Source organism: Sphingomonas sp. CFBP 13603 (genome assembly GCF_014892665.1).
In the GTDB taxonomy this organism is placed as follows: Bacteria; Pseudomonadota; Alphaproteobacteria; order Sphingomonadales; family Sphingomonadaceae; genus Sphingomonas.
Genome location: NZ_JADBIA010000001.1, coordinates 331,999 through 346,900, shown reverse-complemented (window position 1 = coordinate 346,900; position 14,902 = coordinate 331,999). Strand labels below are relative to the sequence as shown.

Annotated in this window: 16 protein-coding genes and 1 tRNA gene; 12 read left to right on the top strand and 5 right to left on the bottom strand. The window is 65.6% G+C overall.

The window, feature by feature from the left end; translation table 11 throughout:
- The first annotated feature begins 6 nt into the window (after window positions 1-6).
- From coaBC to IFR23_RS01615, 4 genes are read left to right on the top strand one after another with little or no spacing between them, the layout of a single operon-like run.
- Window positions 7-1,194: a bifunctional phosphopantothenoylcysteine decarboxylase/phosphopantothenate--cysteine ligase CoaBC gene (gene coaBC / locus IFR23_RS01630; protein WP_192974435.1), complete on the top strand. Its 1,188-nt coding sequence runs from the start codon at window positions 7-9 to the stop codon at window positions 1,192-1,194.
- Window positions 1,191-1,628: a dUTP diphosphatase gene (gene dut, locus IFR23_RS01625; RefSeq protein WP_192974434.1), complete on the top strand. Its 438-nt coding sequence runs from the start codon at window positions 1,191-1,193 to the stop codon at window positions 1,626-1,628. The genes coaBC and dut overlap by 4 nt, the downstream gene beginning before the upstream one ends.
- Window positions 1,625-2,053, top strand: coding sequence for a hypothetical protein (locus IFR23_RS01620; RefSeq protein WP_192974433.1), 429 nt, complete (start codon window positions 1,625-1,627; stop codon window positions 2,051-2,053). Before dut ends, IFR23_RS01620 begins: the two co-directional genes overlap by 4 nt.
- Window positions 2,050-2,814: a HesA/MoeB/ThiF family protein gene (locus tag IFR23_RS01615; RefSeq protein WP_192974432.1), complete on the top strand. Its 765-nt coding sequence runs from the start codon at window positions 2,050-2,052 to the stop codon at window positions 2,812-2,814. Before IFR23_RS01620 ends, IFR23_RS01615 begins: the two co-directional genes overlap by 4 nt.
- Before the next feature lie 19 nt (window positions 2,815-2,833).
- On the opposite strand, the gene galU is transcribed toward IFR23_RS01615, so the two are convergent.
- Window positions 2,834-3,706 carry a UTP--glucose-1-phosphate uridylyltransferase GalU gene (galU, locus tag IFR23_RS01610; RefSeq protein ID WP_192145171.1) on the bottom strand — a complete coding sequence of 291 codons (873 nt, stop codon included), beginning with the start codon at window positions 3,704-3,706 and terminating at the stop codon, window positions 2,834-2,836.
- Between the two features lie 147 nt (window positions 3,707-3,853).
- Between galU and wecB the strand changes: the two genes are divergently transcribed.
- Window positions 3,854-4,987, top strand: a complete 1,134-nt coding sequence (wecB, locus tag IFR23_RS01605; protein ID WP_192974431.1) for a non-hydrolyzing UDP-N-acetylglucosamine 2-epimerase — start codon at window positions 3,854-3,856, stop codon at window positions 4,985-4,987.
- Window positions 4,977-6,248: a UDP-N-acetyl-D-mannosamine dehydrogenase gene (wecC, locus tag IFR23_RS01600; protein ID WP_192974430.1), complete on the top strand. Its 1,272-nt coding sequence runs from the start codon at window positions 4,977-4,979 to the stop codon at window positions 6,246-6,248. Before wecB ends, wecC begins: the two co-directional genes overlap by 11 nt.
- A 3-nt stretch (window positions 6,249-6,251) precedes the next feature.
- Here the strand turns inward: wecC and IFR23_RS01595 are convergent, their stop codons facing one another.
- Window positions 6,252-7,250 (bottom strand): peptidase M48 family protein, encoded by a 999-nt coding sequence (locus tag IFR23_RS01595; protein ID WP_192974429.1) that lies wholly within the window; start codon window positions 7,248-7,250, stop codon window positions 6,252-6,254.
- A 182-nt stretch (window positions 7,251-7,432) separates the two neighbouring features.
- On the opposite strand from IFR23_RS01595, the gene IFR23_RS01590 reads away from it, so the two are divergent.
- Together IFR23_RS01590 and IFR23_RS01585 are read left to right on the top strand one after the other, a co-directional pair.
- The gene (locus tag IFR23_RS01590) at window positions 7,433-8,212 is read left to right on the top strand and encodes a metallophosphoesterase family protein (RefSeq protein WP_192974428.1); all 780 of its coding nucleotides are present in this window, start codon (window positions 7,433-7,435) and stop codon (window positions 8,210-8,212) included.
- A gap of 196 nt (window positions 8,213-8,408) precedes the next feature.
- Window positions 8,409-8,642 (top strand): hypothetical protein, encoded by a 234-nt coding sequence (locus tag IFR23_RS01585; RefSeq protein ID WP_192145176.1) that lies wholly within the window; start codon window positions 8,409-8,411, stop codon window positions 8,640-8,642.
- A gap of 436 nt (window positions 8,643-9,078) precedes the next feature.
- On the opposite strand, the gene IFR23_RS01580 is transcribed toward IFR23_RS01585, so the two are convergent.
- A complete protein-coding gene (locus IFR23_RS01580; RefSeq protein WP_192974427.1) occupies window positions 9,079-9,651 on the bottom strand; it encodes an FKBP-type peptidyl-prolyl cis-trans isomerase in 573 nt (190 codons plus the stop codon).
- Between the two features lie 129 nt (window positions 9,652-9,780).
- Entirely contained in the window at window positions 9,781-9,987 is a 207-nt protein-coding gene (gene rpsU / locus IFR23_RS01575) for a 30S ribosomal protein S21 (RefSeq protein ID WP_055878578.1), read from the bottom strand.
- A gap of 207 nt (window positions 9,988-10,194) precedes the next feature.
- Between rpsU and cysS the strand changes: the two genes are divergently transcribed.
- Complete coding sequence (gene cysS / locus IFR23_RS01570) at window positions 10,195-11,643, top strand: cysteine--tRNA ligase (RefSeq protein ID WP_192974426.1); 1,449 nt, start codon at window positions 10,195-10,197, stop codon at window positions 11,641-11,643.
- Between the two features lie 30 nt (window positions 11,644-11,673).
- Window positions 11,674-12,612, top strand: a complete 939-nt coding sequence (locus tag IFR23_RS01565; protein WP_192974425.1) for a D-2-hydroxyacid dehydrogenase — start codon at window positions 11,674-11,676, stop codon at window positions 12,610-12,612.
- Here IFR23_RS01565 and IFR23_RS01560 read toward each other — a convergent pair.
- Window positions 12,606-12,761, bottom strand: a complete 156-nt coding sequence (locus IFR23_RS01560; RefSeq protein WP_192146641.1) for a hypothetical protein — start codon at window positions 12,759-12,761, stop codon at window positions 12,606-12,608. The two genes, IFR23_RS01565 and IFR23_RS01560, sit on opposite strands and share 7 nt — an antisense overlap.
- Window positions 12,762-12,942: 181 nt before the next feature.
- On the opposite strand from IFR23_RS01560, the gene IFR23_RS01555 reads away from it, so the two are divergent.
- Window positions 12,943-14,316, top strand: coding sequence for a class II 3-deoxy-7-phosphoheptulonate synthase (locus tag IFR23_RS01555; RefSeq protein ID WP_056486578.1), 1,374 nt, complete (start codon window positions 12,943-12,945; stop codon window positions 14,314-14,316).
- 82 nt (window positions 14,317-14,398) lie between these two features.
- Window positions 14,399-14,473: transfer RNA gene (locus IFR23_RS01550), tRNA-Glu, on the top strand.
- The last annotated feature ends 429 nt before the right edge of the window (window positions 14,474-14,902 follow it).

Here is a 14,902-nt window from a genome sequence, read left to right as displayed (position 1 = left end):
AGCGGCATGAAACGCATCCTCCTGATCGTCGGTGGCGGGATCGCCGCCTACAAGGCCGCCGAACTGATCCGCCTGCTGAAGACGCGCGGGTACGCGGTGCGGTGCGTGATGACCGAGGCCGCGCATCATTTCGTCACGCCGATGACGCTCGCCGCGCTCAGCGAGGACAAGGTCTACACGACGCTCTGGGACCTCAAGGACGAGGCCGAGATGGGCCATATCCAGCTCAGCCGCGAGGCCGACCTGATCGTCGTCGCGCCGGCCACCGCCGACCTGATGGCGCGGATGACGGCAGGCCTCGCGAACGACCTCGCGACGACGCTGCTGCTCGCGACCGACACACCGGTGCTGGTCGCGCCGGCGATGAACGTCCGCATGTGGGGCCATACCGCGACAGTCCGCAACGTGGCGCAACTTCGTGCCGACGGCGTGACGGTGATGACGCCCGACGAAGGCATCATGGCGTGCGGCGAATACGGCCCCGGCCGCCTACCCGAGCCGCCCGCGATCGTCGCGGCGATCGAAGCGATGCTCGCCCCCGGCCTGCCAAAGCGCCTGACGGGCCGTCACATCCTCGTCACCGCCGGCCCGACGCACGAGCCGATCGACCCGGTCCGCTACATCGCCAACCGCTCGTCGGGTAAACAGGGCTTCGCGATCGCCGCGGCACTGGCACGGCTCGGCGCGCGCGTGACGCTGGTCGCCGGCCCCGTGACGCTGCCGACTCCGCACGGCGTCGATCGGATCGATGTCGAGACCGCGCGGGAGATGTCCGACGCAGTCGACCGCGCGCTGCCCGCCGACGCCGCCGTCATGGTCGCCGCGGTCGCGGACTGGCACGTCGAATCCGTCCTGCAGAAGATCAAGAAGGGCGATGCCACGCCGACGCTGACGCTCGCGGAAAACCCCGACATTCTCGCGACCCTGGCGTGCAGCCCGCACCGTCCTCGCCTGCTGATCGGGTTCGCCGCCGAGACCGAGCGCGTGCTCGAGCACGCCGCCGCCAAGCGCGTGCGCAAGACCGCGGACTGGATCGTCGCCAACGACGTCTCGGGCGACGTCATGGGCGGCGCGGACAACAGCGTTCACCTCGTCACCGAAGCCGGCGTCGAGAGCTGGGAGCGCCTGCCCAAGGACGCGGTCGCCGCACGACTGGCGGACCGCATTGCCGATGCGCTAGAAGCTGTGTCATGATCCGTATCGAACTGAAGCGCCTGCCGCACGGCGAAGGCCTGCCGTTGCCCGCCTATGCGACCGAGGGTGCCGCCGGGATGGACGTCGTTTCCGCCGAAGCGCTGACGCTCGCGCCCGGCGCACGCGCCGCCGTCGCGACCGGCTTCGCGATTGCCATCCCCGTCGGCCATGAGGTCCAGGTCCGCCCCCGCTCCGGCCTCGCGCTGAAGCACGGCGTCACTTGCCTCAACACGCCGGGCACGATCGACAGCGACTATCGCGGCGAGGTGAAGGTCATCCTCGCCAATCTCGGCCAGGACCCCTTCGAGATCGCGCGGGGCGACCGCATCGCGCAGCTCGTTCCCGCGGTCGTCCTGCGCGCGACGCTCGCCGAAGTCGGCACGCTGGACGAGACGTCGCGCGGCATCGGCGGGTTCGGATCGACCGGCCGATGATCGCCGCACTTCTCCTCCTGGCCCAGGCCGTTGCGCCGATCGCGCCGCCGCCGATCCTCGTGCCGTCGACCGTGGCGACGGCGGGAATGCCACCGCAGGACTGGACCACGCTGCCCGTCCTGCGCATCCGCAAGCAGGCAAGCACGCTCGCGAACACCTCCGCCTATGTGCACGGCGAAGTGATGGCCGGGCGGTGCGTCAAGGCGATCAGGACGATGCAGGGCTGGAGCCTGACGCTCGATCTTGCCGTGTTGATGACCCCCGATGGTCGCGTCCGCCGCGTCACGCCGCGCGCGATCGACTGCCCGACGGTCGAGCAATATGCCGCCGGCGTGATCCTCGGCGCCCGCGATTCGATCGACGCGGTCGATACGGACTCCGACACCTGGTACCGCACCAGCCTGACGTTCGCCTGGGGCGCATGATCCTCTCCGACGACGAACTCACTCGGTATGCGCGCCATATCGTCCTCAAGGAATTCGGCGGTAGCGGCCAGACGCGGCTGAAGGCGGCGACCGTCGCGATCGTCGGCGCAGGCGGGATCGGCTCGCCCGCGATCCAGTATCTGGGCGCAGCAGGCGTCGGCCGACTGATCCTGATCGACGACGATTCGGTCGAGCCGTCGAACCTGCAGCGCCAGACGATCTTCACCACGGCGGATACCGGTATCGCCAAGGTCGAGGCGGCGGCGGCTGCGGTGCAGCGGATCAACCCGTACGTCGCGGTCGACACGCACCGCGTTCGGATCGACGTTTCGAACGTGACGAGCCTGCTCGCGGGCGCCGATGTCGTGCTCGACGGCTGCGACAACTTCGCGACGCGGTTCTGCGTCGCCGACGCGGCATATGCCGCAAAAATCCCGCTCGTCTCGGCGGCGGTCGGTCAGTTCGAAGGGCAGCTCGCGACGTATCGCGGCTGGGAAGCGGACAAGCCATGTTACCGCTGTTTCGTCGGCGAAGACCCGGAACGCGCCGAAACCAGCTGCGCAGAGGACGGCGTCTTGGGGCCAGTCACCGGGGTCCTCGGCAGTCTCGCCGCGCTCGAAGTCCTCCGCGCGATCGCGCCGTTCGGCGACGACCCCGCCGGCAAATTGCTGCTGGTGGACCTGCTCGCGCTGCGCTTCCGCTCGATCCGCCTGCCAAAGGATCCAGGGTGCCGCGCCTGCGGTACTGCAAGCGCGGCATAATTCTGGAAGTACGGCGGCTTCAGCCCGCCAACAGGCCCTTCGCGAACTCACGGACCGCCGGACCGATATCGGCGCGCGACAGCGCAATCGCGAGGTTTGCCTGGATGTACCCGGCCTTGTCGCCACAATCATAGCGCTGGCCGTCGAACGTGAACCCGTGGAACGGCTGGTTGCCGATCAGCTGCGCCATCGCGTCGGTCAGCTGGATCTCGCCGCCCGCACCCTTTTCCTGGTTCTCGAGGATCCGCATCACGTCGGGCTGGAGGATATAGCGGCCCGGGATCATCAGGTTCGACGGCGCCGTGCCCTGCTTGGGCTTCTCGACCAGCGCCTTCACCTCGGTCAGCCGGCCATCGATCGCGCCGGGCGAGATGATGCCGTATTTGTCGGTCTCGGAATCGGCGACTTCGAGCGCGCCGATCACGTTCCCGCCGACCTGGTTATACGCCTCGACCATCTGCTTCATGAAGCCGGGCTTGCCGACCATCAGCTCGTCCGGCAGCAGCACCGCGAACGGCTCGTCGCCGACGATCTCGCGTGCGCACCATACCGCATGGCCGAGGCCCAATGGCTCCTGCTGACGAACATACACCGGCGAACCGGGCTTCATGCGGATATGGCTGATCGCATCCAGCGACTTGCCGCGTGCACGCATCGTGTCTTCGAGCTCGTACGAGATATCGAAATGATCCTCGAGCGCGCCCTTGCCGCGACCTGTTACGAAGATGATCTGCTCGATCCCGGCCTCGAGCGCTTCCTCTACAGCATATTGGATCAGCGGCTTGTCGACGACGGTCAGCATTTCTTTCGGCATCGCCTTGGTGGCGGGCAGGAAGCGGGTGCCGAGGCCAGCGACCGGAAAGACGGCCTTGCGCAGTGGCTTTATGGTCATTCGGAGCTCCCAGTGTTGTCTTCGAGGTCTTTGGTTGCACTGCACCATTTACCGGTCGTTACGGGTCCGTGCAAATCGGGCTGCCCGATCAGCGAAACGTCGCAGCCGGTTAGCGCCTCTTTAAACGCGCTGGGCTACAGAGGTTCCATGTCAAAGATCCTCGTCATATTCGGCACGCGTCCCGAAGCGATTAAACTCTTCCCCGTCATTCGCGCCTTGGCCGAAATGCCCGGCCTTGTTGTGCGCACCTGCGTCACGGCGCAGCATCGCGGATTGCTCGACCAGGTTCTCGCGATTGCGGATCTCGCGCCCGACATCGATCTCGACCTGATGGAGCCCGGCCAGACGCTCGACCGGCTTACCGCGCGCCTGCTGGTCGGGCTCGGCGAAGTGATGGACGCGGAACGGCCGGATCTCGTCATGGTGCAAGGCGATACCGCGACCGCGATGACCGGTGCGCTCGCCGCCTATTATCGCAAGGTGCCGGTCGCGCATGTCGAGGCGGGGCTTCGATCGGGCGACATCTACCAGCCCTGGCCGGAGGAAGTGAACCGCCGCATCGTCGCGCCGATCGCCACGCTGCACTTTGCCCCCACGGAAACCGCGGCGGACGCGCTGCGCCGCGAGACGATCGCGGCGGACACGCTCCACGTCACGGGCAATACCGTGATCGACGCACTCCACTGGACAGCCGACCGCGTAGCTACCGATCCGGCGCTTGCTGCAGGGCTCGACGAGATCGTCGCGCGGTTCGCGGGCAAGCGTATCATCCTCGTCACGACGCACCGGCGCGAGAATTTCGGCGACGGCATGGCCGCCATCGCGCGCGCGATCGGTCGGATTGCAGAGCGCGACGACGTCGCCGTGGTGTTCCCGGTCCACCCCAATCCGAACGTCGTCTCGGTGATGGACGATATTCTCGGCGACCGCGCCAACGTCGCGCGGATCGAGCCGCTCGATTACCCGCACTTCGTCCGCGCGCTCGGGATGGCGGAGATCGTGCTGACCGATTCGGGCGGCGTGCAGGAGGAAGCACCCGCACTCGGCAAGCCAGTGCTGGTCATGCGCGAAACGACCGAACGTCCCGAAGGCATCGCCGCCGGCACCGCGAAACTTATCGGCACCGACGAAGACCGCATCGTTTCCGAAATCTTCACGCTGCTCGACGACAGAAGCGCCTATGCGGCGATGGCGCGTGCGCACAACCCGTTCGGGGATGGCCATGCGGCCGCCAGGATCGCCGAAATCATCGCCAAGGGATTCGCCCAGCATGCTGTCTGATACCGAACTCTCCGTCGTCGTCATGGGCCTCGGCTATATCGGCCTGCCGACCGCTGCGATCATCGCGCGGACGGGCGCGCGCGTGCTTGGCGTCGACGTCACCGACTCGGTCGTCGAGACGGTCAATTCGGGCCGCGTCCATATCGAGGAGGTCGACCTCGACGGTCTCGTCTCCGGCGTGGTGGCGCGCGGTACGCTCCGCGCCTCGACGACGATCGAACCCGCCGACGTGTTCGTGATCGCCGTACCCACTCCGTTCGACGAGAACCACGCACCCGACATCGGCTATGTCCTGCAAGCTGCGTCGACGATCGCAACCGTACTCAAGCTCGGCGACACGATCATCCTCGAATCGACCTCGCCGGTCGGCACCACCGAACAGGTTCGCGACGTCCTGGCCAAACTCCGTCCCGATATCCGCGTTCCCGGCCGTGCGGGCGAGCAGGCGGACATCGCCATCGCCTATTGCCCGGAGCGCGTGTTGCCCGGTCGGATCCTCGTCGAACTGATCGACAACGACCGCGTGATCGGCGGGATCACTCCGCGGTGCGCGCGGAAAGCGCTGACCTTCTACCGACGCTTCGTCCGCGGGGCCTGCGTCACGACCACCGCGCGCGCTGCCGAGATGACCAAGCTTACCGAGAACGCGTTTCGCGACGTGAATATCGCCTTCGCCAACGAACTGTCCTTGATCGCCGACACGATGGGGGTCGACGTGTGGGAGGTGATCCGCCTCGCCAACCGTCATCCGCGCGTCAACATCCTGCAGCCCGGCCCCGGCGTCGGTGGCCACTGTATCGCGGTCGATCCGTGGTTCCTGGTCCACGCCGCGCCCGATCAGACCCCGTTGATCCGCACCGCGCGCGAAGTGAACGATGGCAAGACCGACCACGTTATCGCGCAGGTCGCTGCCCTGGTCGAGGCGACGCCGGATGCCCCGGTCGCCTGCCTCGGTCTCGCCTTCAAGGCGAACATCGACGATTTCCGCGAAAGCCCGGCGTTGAAGGTCGCGCACGCCGTGGCCAAGCGTTTCGGCGACCGCGTGCGGATCGTCGAGCCCTATGCGAAGACCCTGCCCACGGCGTTCGCCGGCACCGGCGCGACGCTGATCGACGTCGACACCGCGATCGAGACTTGCCCGATCATGGTCGTGCTGGTCGATCACGACGTCTTCAAGTCGATCCCGCTGGAGGAACGCGCCGACAAGACGGTGCTCGATACACGCGGCATCTGGCCCGATCAGCGCCGCCCCGTCTTCTAGGCGTCAGCGAAGCGGCACGTTCCGGGTCGCGAGTACCGGCGGAATGATCGGCCGCGCCGGGGTCGCCGCAATGTCACGCGCGGCGGCTTCGAGCGCCTCGGCACGCGCCTTGGACGATCCGTGCGTGCGGCTGCGGAACAGCCCGCCGTCGATGTCGCCCCCCTTCTCGCGCCAGAATTTCGGCGCGGACATCGGATCGTAGCCGGCATTGGCGAGAAGGTAGATGCCGAGCAGGTCGGCCTGGTCCTCGGTCTCGCGAATCAGCCGGCCGTTGCGCCCGAACTCCGCCAGCATCCCGCGATTGATCTTCACCGCGTCGAGCCGCGCACGGTGCCGCAGGATGTTGTGCGACAGTTCGTGCGAGACGATCACCGCGATCTCCGCATCGCTATAGCCTTCGAAGAACTTCTCGCCGATCTGCACGACGAATCCGTCCGCGCTGGCATCCAGCCCGCTGCCGAGCAGGATCTCGAACCGTGATCGACATCCGGCGACGGGCTGGATCGCGACCGGAACGCGCTGGCCATCCCGCAGCAAGGTCATCCGCACCGGCCGCGCAACCGGAGCATTCGCGATCGCCGCTTCCGCCGCATCTCTTGCCCCCGCATTCTCCGGCGCGTCCGTACTCGGCAAATCCGGCTGCGCCTTGCCCTCGATTTCCACGATCGAATCGTTCGCGCGAACCCCGGCGCGATCCGCGGGCGCACCGGCAACGACCGCCTCGACGCCGATCGTCGCGCCGAATCGGAACGTCGTCGCGGCGGCCTTGCGCGCGGCCGGGGCATATTGCGTGAGCGCGTGGATCGGCATGCCGATCTGCGGTTGGAGCTGATCGCAGAGCGCGGCGTTCGCCGTCGTCAGGCGGTAAGCGATCGTCGCAAGCCGCAGATCGGCGGCGCGCAATGCCTCGAAGAACGCCGGCTGGGGGGCGTCGTCCGCGGGTACGGCATCCGCAGGCGACGTCGCCGCGAGCATCAGGAACGGCAACAGGCGGAGGGTCATGGGCATCGACATAGCCACCCCTTAGCCATCGCCGACCGCCGCGTCATGCCGTATGGCCGTGCCCCGAGTGCGACCCATCGTACACGTGATCGGGGGATGCGTTGCGACGGGTTGCATTACGCCTTATGCGACCAGACCTCCGATCAGGCCCCGTACATGTTTCCCTCCCCATCGATAGCAGCATGATTTCAAAGCTTTTCAAGTCTCGTAGCGTAGCCAAGGCGAACCTCCCGACTATTCCCACGGGTCGACGCGTTTATGCAGTCGGCGATATCCATGGCTGCGCCGACCTGCTCGACCAGTTGATCGGCCTGATCGAAGCCGATGAGATTGCCCGGGGGCCAGCGGAAACGACGCTCATCTTCCTGGGCGATATCGTCGACCGCGGGCCGGCCTCCGCCGCCGTGATCGATCGCCTTCGGGGACTCGACGCGACACGGTCCGACGTCCGCTTCCTGCTGGGCAATCACGAAGAGATATTTCTCGGCGCGCTCGACGGCGAACCCAAGGCGCTCCGGCTGTTCTGTCGCATCGGCGGGCGTGAAACCATCCTGAGCTACGGCATGGATGCCACGGAATACGACCAGCTCGATTACGAGGCGTTCTCGCGGCGCATCGAGCAACTCGTACCCGACGAGCATCAGGAATTCCTGCGGGCGTTCGAGGACATGATCGTGATCGGCGATTATGCCTTCGTCCACGCCGGCGTTCGCCCCGATACGCCACTCGACCTGCAACGAACCTCGGACCTGCGCTGGATTCGCGACCCGTTCCTCGATCACCGGTCCGCGCTGGAGAAGATCGTCGTCCACGGGCACACGATGACCGACGAGATCGAGCGACGCAGCCACCGGATCGGTATCGACACCGGCGCCTATTCGTCCGGTCGGCTGACGGCGCTCGGACTCGAGGGGACCGAGACCTGGACGCTGCAAACCGCCTCCGTGCCGGAAGCGCACTAATCGGCCTGCCGGGAATATCTTACAGTCGGCAAACTGCCACTTCTCCCGTGATTGCAGATCGCTATAACGAACGGGCAGCGGCGCGTGTTGCGCCGCGGCAACAGCGCGGAACACTTTGCGCGGTTTTCTAGACCTCGGTTGCCTTGGTGGTGGTTTCATGCCAATGCCAAGCTGACGAGCACAAAGGGAGTTTATTATGCGTCTTGGGAAGTATCTCCTGACCGCAGCAGCAGCCACGATGGCAGTTGCTCCGGCCATGGCAGCACCGGCCAGCCTGTCGGTTGCTAAGTCGGTTCGCTCGGGTTCGGTTTCGGCTGACAAGAACGAGCTCGCTGGCGGCGGCATCATCGTTGCGGTTCTCGCAGCAGCTGCAGTTATCGCCGGTATCGTTATCGTTGCTGACAACGACGACGATTCGGACAGCAACTAAGTCTTACGACTTTAGTTCGAGAAATAGCGGTCTTCGGGCCGCTATTTTTTTGCCTGCCGCACAAGGTTCACTGGAAGTTCGAGCCTCTGCGACTCGCCGAGCACCGGCACGAATGCGGCGTTGTCGGCGGAGGACTCAGCCTTCCGATGCTGCACGGCAACAGCGCCAGCCACCAATCGAACAGACACTCCCCTCCGGCATTCGGACGACCGTCCGGATTGATCGCCATCCTGCAGGGATGCCGCGCACTGACCGCCAGCAGCATGACGAGACCGTTACGCGCCACAGGGCTGCGCCACCGACCCGCCCCAAGGATCGACCTGCCAGATATCATAAACGCAAAAACGCGCCAGCAGCGGACCGCGGGCGCGTTTTGCACGTCTCAACTCTTGAGCGATACGAGCGACCAAGCTCCCCGTATCGCTCGCGCGCCCGATTAAGGCTGCGGCTGACCCGGAGCGCCGCCCGGCATACCACCCGGCGCGCCGCGCCCCATCTGGGCCTGCGCCTGCATCTGCTGCACGACGCTCTGCGGCAGGAAGTCAAGCAGTTCGACATCGAACACCAGGGTCGAGTTCGCCGGGATCGGCCCCGTCGCCTTGTCGCCATAGCCAAGCGACGGCTTCATCCAGAAGCGATACTTCGAACCCTTCGGCATCAGCTTCAGTGCCTCGGAGAACCCAGGCACGACGCCGGTCACGGGCATCGGCGTCGGCTGCTGCGACTTGTCGAAGGTCGTGCCGTTGAGCAGCTTGCCCTCGTAGTTCACCAGCGCCACGTCTGCATCGGTAGGCTTCGCTGCGCCGGGCTTGCCGGGCGCGATCACCTTGTACTGCAGACCGGACGCCGTCACGACGACACCCTTTGCACGCGCATTGCGCGCCAGGGGATCGTCGCCCTGACGTGCCAGCGCGACGGCGGCGATCAGCGCCAGCGCGATTCCCACCCAGAGATAGACGAGGTAGCTGCGCTTCGTAGGCTGCAGCGGCACTGCGGTGACGGTCGACATCGGATCAAGCCCCGGTCATCTGGTCACGCCGGAGCGCCGCGCGTGCCGTTGGAAAGCAAATAGGGGTGCCGATCACGACACCCCCGAACCTATCGGCCTACCCGTCCGCCGGGCGTGGCCGACCAAATCTTACCGTGCGCCGTCGCGCTCTGCGCGCTTGCGGTCGAGCTTGCGCGAACGACGGATCGCTGCTGCACGCTCGCGCGCACGCTTCTCGGACGGCTTCTCATAGTGCCGGCGCAACTTCATCTCGCGATACACGCCTTCGCGCTGCAGCTTCTTCTTGAGCGCGCGGAGGGCCTGGTCGACGTTATTGTCGCGTACGATGATCTGCATAAACCCGTTAAGCTCCGGTCGAATAGATTTTTGCCGTCGCGAATAGGTCCGCGCCGCATGAACTGGGCCCCCTATCAGGGGAGGGCATGCGTTTCAAGGCTGACGTTGCGACGCCACGCCTCGCGCAGACCGGTCGCAAGGGGCCCGCAGGTCGCGAACACCTGGAGTATCTTTGCGAGACCGCTCCCGCGTCGCTAAGAGCGGCGCATGACCCGCACTCCCCTTACGCTATACAACAGCCTCACACGACAGATCGAGACGTTCAAGCCGATCGATCCGACCGATGTCGGCATCTATTCCTGCGGCCCGACGGTCTACAATTACGCGCATATCGGCAATCTGCGCGCGTACGTCTTCACCGATACGCTGAGTCGCGTGCTAACGTGGAAGGGGTATCCGCTCACCCACATCATCAACATCACCGATGTCGGGCACCTGACCTCCGATGCCGACGTCGGCGATGACAAGATGGAGGCCGCGGCGCGCGCCAGCGGCCAGGATATCTGGGCGATCGCCCAGCACTATACCGACGCCTTCAAGCGCAACCTCGACGACCTCAACATCCGCCCACCATGCAAATTCCCGCTCGCCACCGATCACATCGAAGGCATGATCGCGTTCGGCAAGGCGATCGCCGACAAGCATTGCTACCAGCTTGCGGACGGCCTGTACTTCGACACCTCGACCGTTCCCGACTATGGCCGCCTCGCCCGTTCGCAGGACGATGCGGGCGAGAGCCGTATCGATCCGGTCGAGGGCAAGCGCCACCCGCAAGACTTCGCGATCTGGCGCACGTCCGCGCCCGGCGACAACCGCCAGATGGAATGGGATTCACCCTGGGGCCGCGGCGCGCCGGGCTGGCATCTCGAATGCTCGGTGATGAGCAAGCAGTATCTGGGCGAGCATTTCGACATCCACACCGGCGGGATCGATCACCGCGAAATCCACCACCCCAACGAGATCGCGCAGAACCAGGCGCATTGCGACTGCGCGGATACCGGTGCGAACATCTGGATGCACAATAATTTCCTGGTCGAGCGCTCGGGCAAGATGTCGAAATCGGGCGGTGCGTTCACCACGCTCCAGACGCTGGTCGACCGTGGCTTCCACCCCCTCGCCTACCGCCTGATGTGCCTCCAGGCGCAGTACCGTAGCGAGCTGGAATTCTCGTGGGAGAATCTGGCGGCGGCACAGACGCGCTTGAAACGGCTCGCGATGACCGTCGAGACGCTGCGGGCGCGGCAGCCGGGCGGCCCCTCGGGTAGCGCCTCCGCCTATCGCGAACGGCTGGATGCGGCGATCTCGGACGATCTGGGCACGCCGCGCGCGCTCCCGATCCTCGACGAACTGCTGGCTGACAAGCGCGTCGCGCCGGCGGACCGCATCGCGGCACTCATGGATTTCGACGCCGTGCTCGGGCTCGATCTCGCGACGATCCATCGGGAAGACCTGCGCATCCGGCCGGTATCGGCGACGATCGACGAAGCGACCATCGCCGAACACCTTGCCGCCCGACGCGAGGCAAGAGTCGCGAAGGATTTCGAGCGATCCGACACGATCCGCGACGAGCTGGCGGCCGCCGGCGTCGAGGTGATGGATGGCGATTCGCTCGGATGGGACTGGAAGATCCCGGTCGAGGCGACTGGCACGCCTTGACTTGGTGGGCGGCCGAACGATGTTCCTCGGATGAAAGCCGTCCTCCCCGCCGCCGCCCGCCCTCTCCTCGAACCGCATCTGCCTGCGGACCTCGAAGCCGTCTGGTTCGCCAAGCCGGAGGAGGCCAACGCGATGATCGCCGATGCGGACATCGCGTGGGTCGACATGCAGCCGACCGAGTTGGTCGCAGACGCGATCCGCAAGGCCGGGCCCAATCTCAAATGGGTTTCGACGATCTATGCCGGGCTTGATGCGTTTCCGCTGGAGACGTTGCGCGACAATGACGTCACGCTGACCAACGGCGCCGGTATCAACGCCGTTGCCGTCGCCGAATATGCGGTGATGGGCGTGCTGGTCGCCGCCAAGCGCTTCGACACCGTCGTGCGCGCGCAGGATCGCCACGAATGGCTCAAGGATGCGCCGGGCAAGGTCGAACTGGCGGGCACCAAGGCGCTCGTCATCGGCTACGGCACGATCGGCCGCATGATCGGCGACCGGCTGGCCGCGTTCGGGGTCGACGTCACCGGGGTCACGCGCACCGGCCGCGAGGGCACGATCACACCCGACGCGTGGCGCGACCGTCTTGGCGATTTCGACTGGGTCATCCTCGCCGCGCCCTCGACCGGCGCCACCCACGCGATGATCGGCCGCAACGAACTCGCAGCGATGAAGCCATCCGCTTGGCTCATCAATATCGCCAGAGGCGACATGATCGACGACGACGCGCTGATCGCCGCGCTGACCGATGGCAGTATCGCCGGCGCAGTCCTCGATCCGACCAACCCGGAGCCGCTTCCTGCCGAGCATCCGCTATGGTCGGCGCCCAACGCCATCGTCACGATGCATCTCTCCGGCCGCAGCCAGACGACGATGTTCAAGCGAGGGGCAGCGCTGTTCCTCGAAAACCTCGATGCCTTCCTCGCAGGGACGCCGATGAAGAACGTCGCCGACCTCGACGCAGGCTATTGACCGTTGGTAGCGCCCGAGCTGCGATTGTAGCTCTTGATGCCGCGGCGGCGCAGCTTGTCGGCGCGGCGACGGCGCGCGGTGATGATCAGGACCGGTACGGCAATCACCATTCCGCCGGCGATGATCGAAAACGCGATGATGATACGCATGGGCATGTCCATCCGCTGCCCATGCCAAATGGACAGTGATGACGCCATAATTTTTTTAGAACGGAAATGACCGGACCGGCCTGCCAATACTGATCGCAGCGCCTTCAAGCTTTACTTCGTTGCGCAAAAAGGCGTTTTCGCGCATTGCCATCGTCACAATTCACCAATCGGACGACATGATATGGCCGCGAACTGGGCCCCCGACAGCTGGACACGTCACGAAGCGCGGCAGCTCCCCACTTATCCCGACGCCGCAGCGCTGACCGCCGCGACCGACCAGCTCGCGACCTTTCCGCCGCTCGTCTTCGCCGGTGAAGCCCGCAACCTGACCGCGTCGCTCGCCGAAGTCGCAGCCGGCAAGGCGTTCCTGCTCCAGGGCGGCGACTGCGCCGAGTCCTTCGCGGAGCACAGCGCGAACAACATCCGCGACACGTTCCGCGTCATCCTCCAGATGGCGGTCGTCCTGACCTTCGCATCGAAGCTCCCCGTCGTGAAGCTTGGCCGCATGGCAGGTCAGTTCGCCAAGCCGCGCTCGACCGATACCGAGACGATCGGCGGCGTCGAGCTGCCGTCGTACCGCGGCGACAACGTCAACGATATCGCCTTCACCGCGGAATCGCGCGCGCCCGACCCTCAGCGGATGATCCGCGCCTATTCGCAGTCGGCGGCGACGCTCAACCTTCTGCGCGCTTTCGCACAGGGTGGGTATGCGAACCTGCACCAGGTCCACCGCTGGACGCACGACTTCATGGGTCGCAGCCCCTGGTCGAAGAAATACGCCGAGACCGCGGACCGGATCGGCGAAGCGCTCGAGTTCATGGCCGCCTGTGGGATCGATCCCGAGACCGTGCCGCAGCTCGCGCAGACGCATTTCTACACCAGCCACGAGGCGCTTCTGCTCCAGTACGAGCAGGCGCTGACCCGGCAGGATTCGCTGACCGGCGACTGGTACGACACCAGCGCGCATTTCCTCTGGATCGGGGATCGCACGCGGTTCGAGGGCTCCAGCCACGTCGAATACCTCCGCGGCATCGGCAACCCGATCGGCATCAAGTGCGGCCCGAGCCTCGAGCCCGACGCGCTCTTGCGGATGCTAGACACGCTCAACCCCGGCCGCGTGCCCGGCCGGATGACGCTGATCACGCGCTATGGCTACGACAAGATCGAGGCGAACCTGCCCCGTCTGGTCCGTGCCGTCACACGCGAGGGTCATCCGGTGGTGTGGAGCTGCGACCCGATGCACGGCAACGTCGTCAAGGCTGCCAACGGCTACAAGACGCGCCCGTTCGACCGCATCCTCGCCGAGGTCCGTGGGTTCTTCGCGGTCCACCGCGCGGAAGGCACGCACGCCGGCGGCATCCATGCCGAGATGACCGGGCAGAACGTCACCGAGTGCACCGGCGGCGCGGTCGACGTGACCGAACAGAGCCTCGCCGATCGCTACCACACGCACTGCGACCCGCGCCTCAACGCCAGCCAGAGCCTCGAGCTCGCCTTCCTGCTGGCCGAGATGCTCAACGAGGAAATGGCCGAGCGCAAGAAGGTCGCCGCCTGATAAATATGCGGGCGCCGCAGGAAAGTGCGGCAAGCGTCTTGACGCCTGCCGCCGCCTTCCGTAGACGCCCGCATCTGCTAACGGCCCCTTCGTCTAGCGGTTAGGACGACGCCCTCTCACGGCGTAAGCACGAGTTCGATTCTCGTAGGGGTCACCAGCTTCCCAGCCAGCAAGCCGCATCGATCCGATCCGATCGTCGCTGGGCTGCACCTCTCACATTGCCAAACTCTTGTGCCGATCGACGGCCTCCACTTGTCGCCGCGTTTACCTGAGTGCACATCGCGCTGACGAAGCGGCGGCATCGACTAGTCATGCGCTTCGTCTGATATGGATACAGTCCACCAGAGACCGTCCGTTTTGGGTCAATCCCTAGTTGTCGCACATCCCGAACAAGATCATTACTGCGTTGAGGGCGGGGTGTTGGGACATGCTCCTTGTCTCAGGCGATGATCGAATAGCATTCGGCCGCCAACCGCTTCACGGTCCCAGCCTTTACTGATCACATATACTCGAAAGTATTTCGAGGTTCATCACTCGGCGCACCTTCACATGCCGCCGACTGCGGCGACCTGTGTTCGGGGCGGAT

Bases quoted from the DNA above. Each gene is read 5' to 3' on its own strand.
- IFR23_RS01565 (WP_192974425.1), top strand. From the start codon at position 11,674: ATGAAAGCCGTCCTCCCCGCCGCCGCCCGCCCTCTCCTCGAACCGCAT.
- IFR23_RS01595 (WP_192974429.1), bottom strand. From the start codon at position 7,250: ATGACCCTCCGCCTGTTGCCGTTCCTGATGCTCGCGGCGACGTCGCCT.
- IFR23_RS01580 (WP_192974427.1), bottom strand. From the start codon at position 9,651: ATGTCGACCGTCACCGCAGTGCCGCTGCAGCCTACGAAGCGCAGCTAC.
- IFR23_RS01560 (WP_192146641.1), bottom strand. From the start codon at position 12,761: ATGCGTATCATCATCGCGTTTTCGATCATCGCCGGCGGAATGGTGATT.
- coaBC (WP_192974435.1), top strand. From the start codon at position 7: ATGAAACGCATCCTCCTGATCGTCGGTGGCGGGATCGCCGCCTACAAG.
- IFR23_RS01615 (WP_192974432.1), top strand. From the start codon at position 2,050: ATGATCCTCTCCGACGACGAACTCACTCGGTATGCGCGCCATATCGTC.
- rpsU (WP_055878578.1), bottom strand. From the start codon at position 9,987: ATGCAGATCATCGTACGCGACAATAACGTCGACCAGGCCCTCCGCGCG.
- IFR23_RS01555 (WP_056486578.1), top strand. From the start codon at position 12,943: ATGGCCGCGAACTGGGCCCCCGACAGCTGGACACGTCACGAAGCGCGG.
- dut (WP_192974434.1), top strand. From the start codon at position 1,191: ATGATCCGTATCGAACTGAAGCGCCTGCCGCACGGCGAAGGCCTGCCG.
- wecC (WP_192974430.1), top strand. From the start codon at position 4,977: ATGCTGTCTGATACCGAACTCTCCGTCGTCGTCATGGGCCTCGGCTAT.
- IFR23_RS01590 (WP_192974428.1), top strand. From the start codon at position 7,433: ATGATTTCAAAGCTTTTCAAGTCTCGTAGCGTAGCCAAGGCGAACCTC.
- galU (WP_192145171.1), bottom strand. From the start codon at position 3,706: ATGACCATAAAGCCACTGCGCAAGGCCGTCTTTCCGGTCGCTGGCCTC.
- wecB (WP_192974431.1), top strand. From the start codon at position 3,854: ATGTCAAAGATCCTCGTCATATTCGGCACGCGTCCCGAAGCGATTAAA.
- IFR23_RS01585 (WP_192145176.1), top strand. From the start codon at position 8,409: ATGCGTCTTGGGAAGTATCTCCTGACCGCAGCAGCAGCCACGATGGCA.
- cysS (WP_192974426.1), top strand. From the start codon at position 10,195: ATGACCCGCACTCCCCTTACGCTATACAACAGCCTCACACGACAGATC.
- IFR23_RS01620 (WP_192974433.1), top strand. From the start codon at position 1,625: ATGATCGCCGCACTTCTCCTCCTGGCCCAGGCCGTTGCGCCGATCGCG.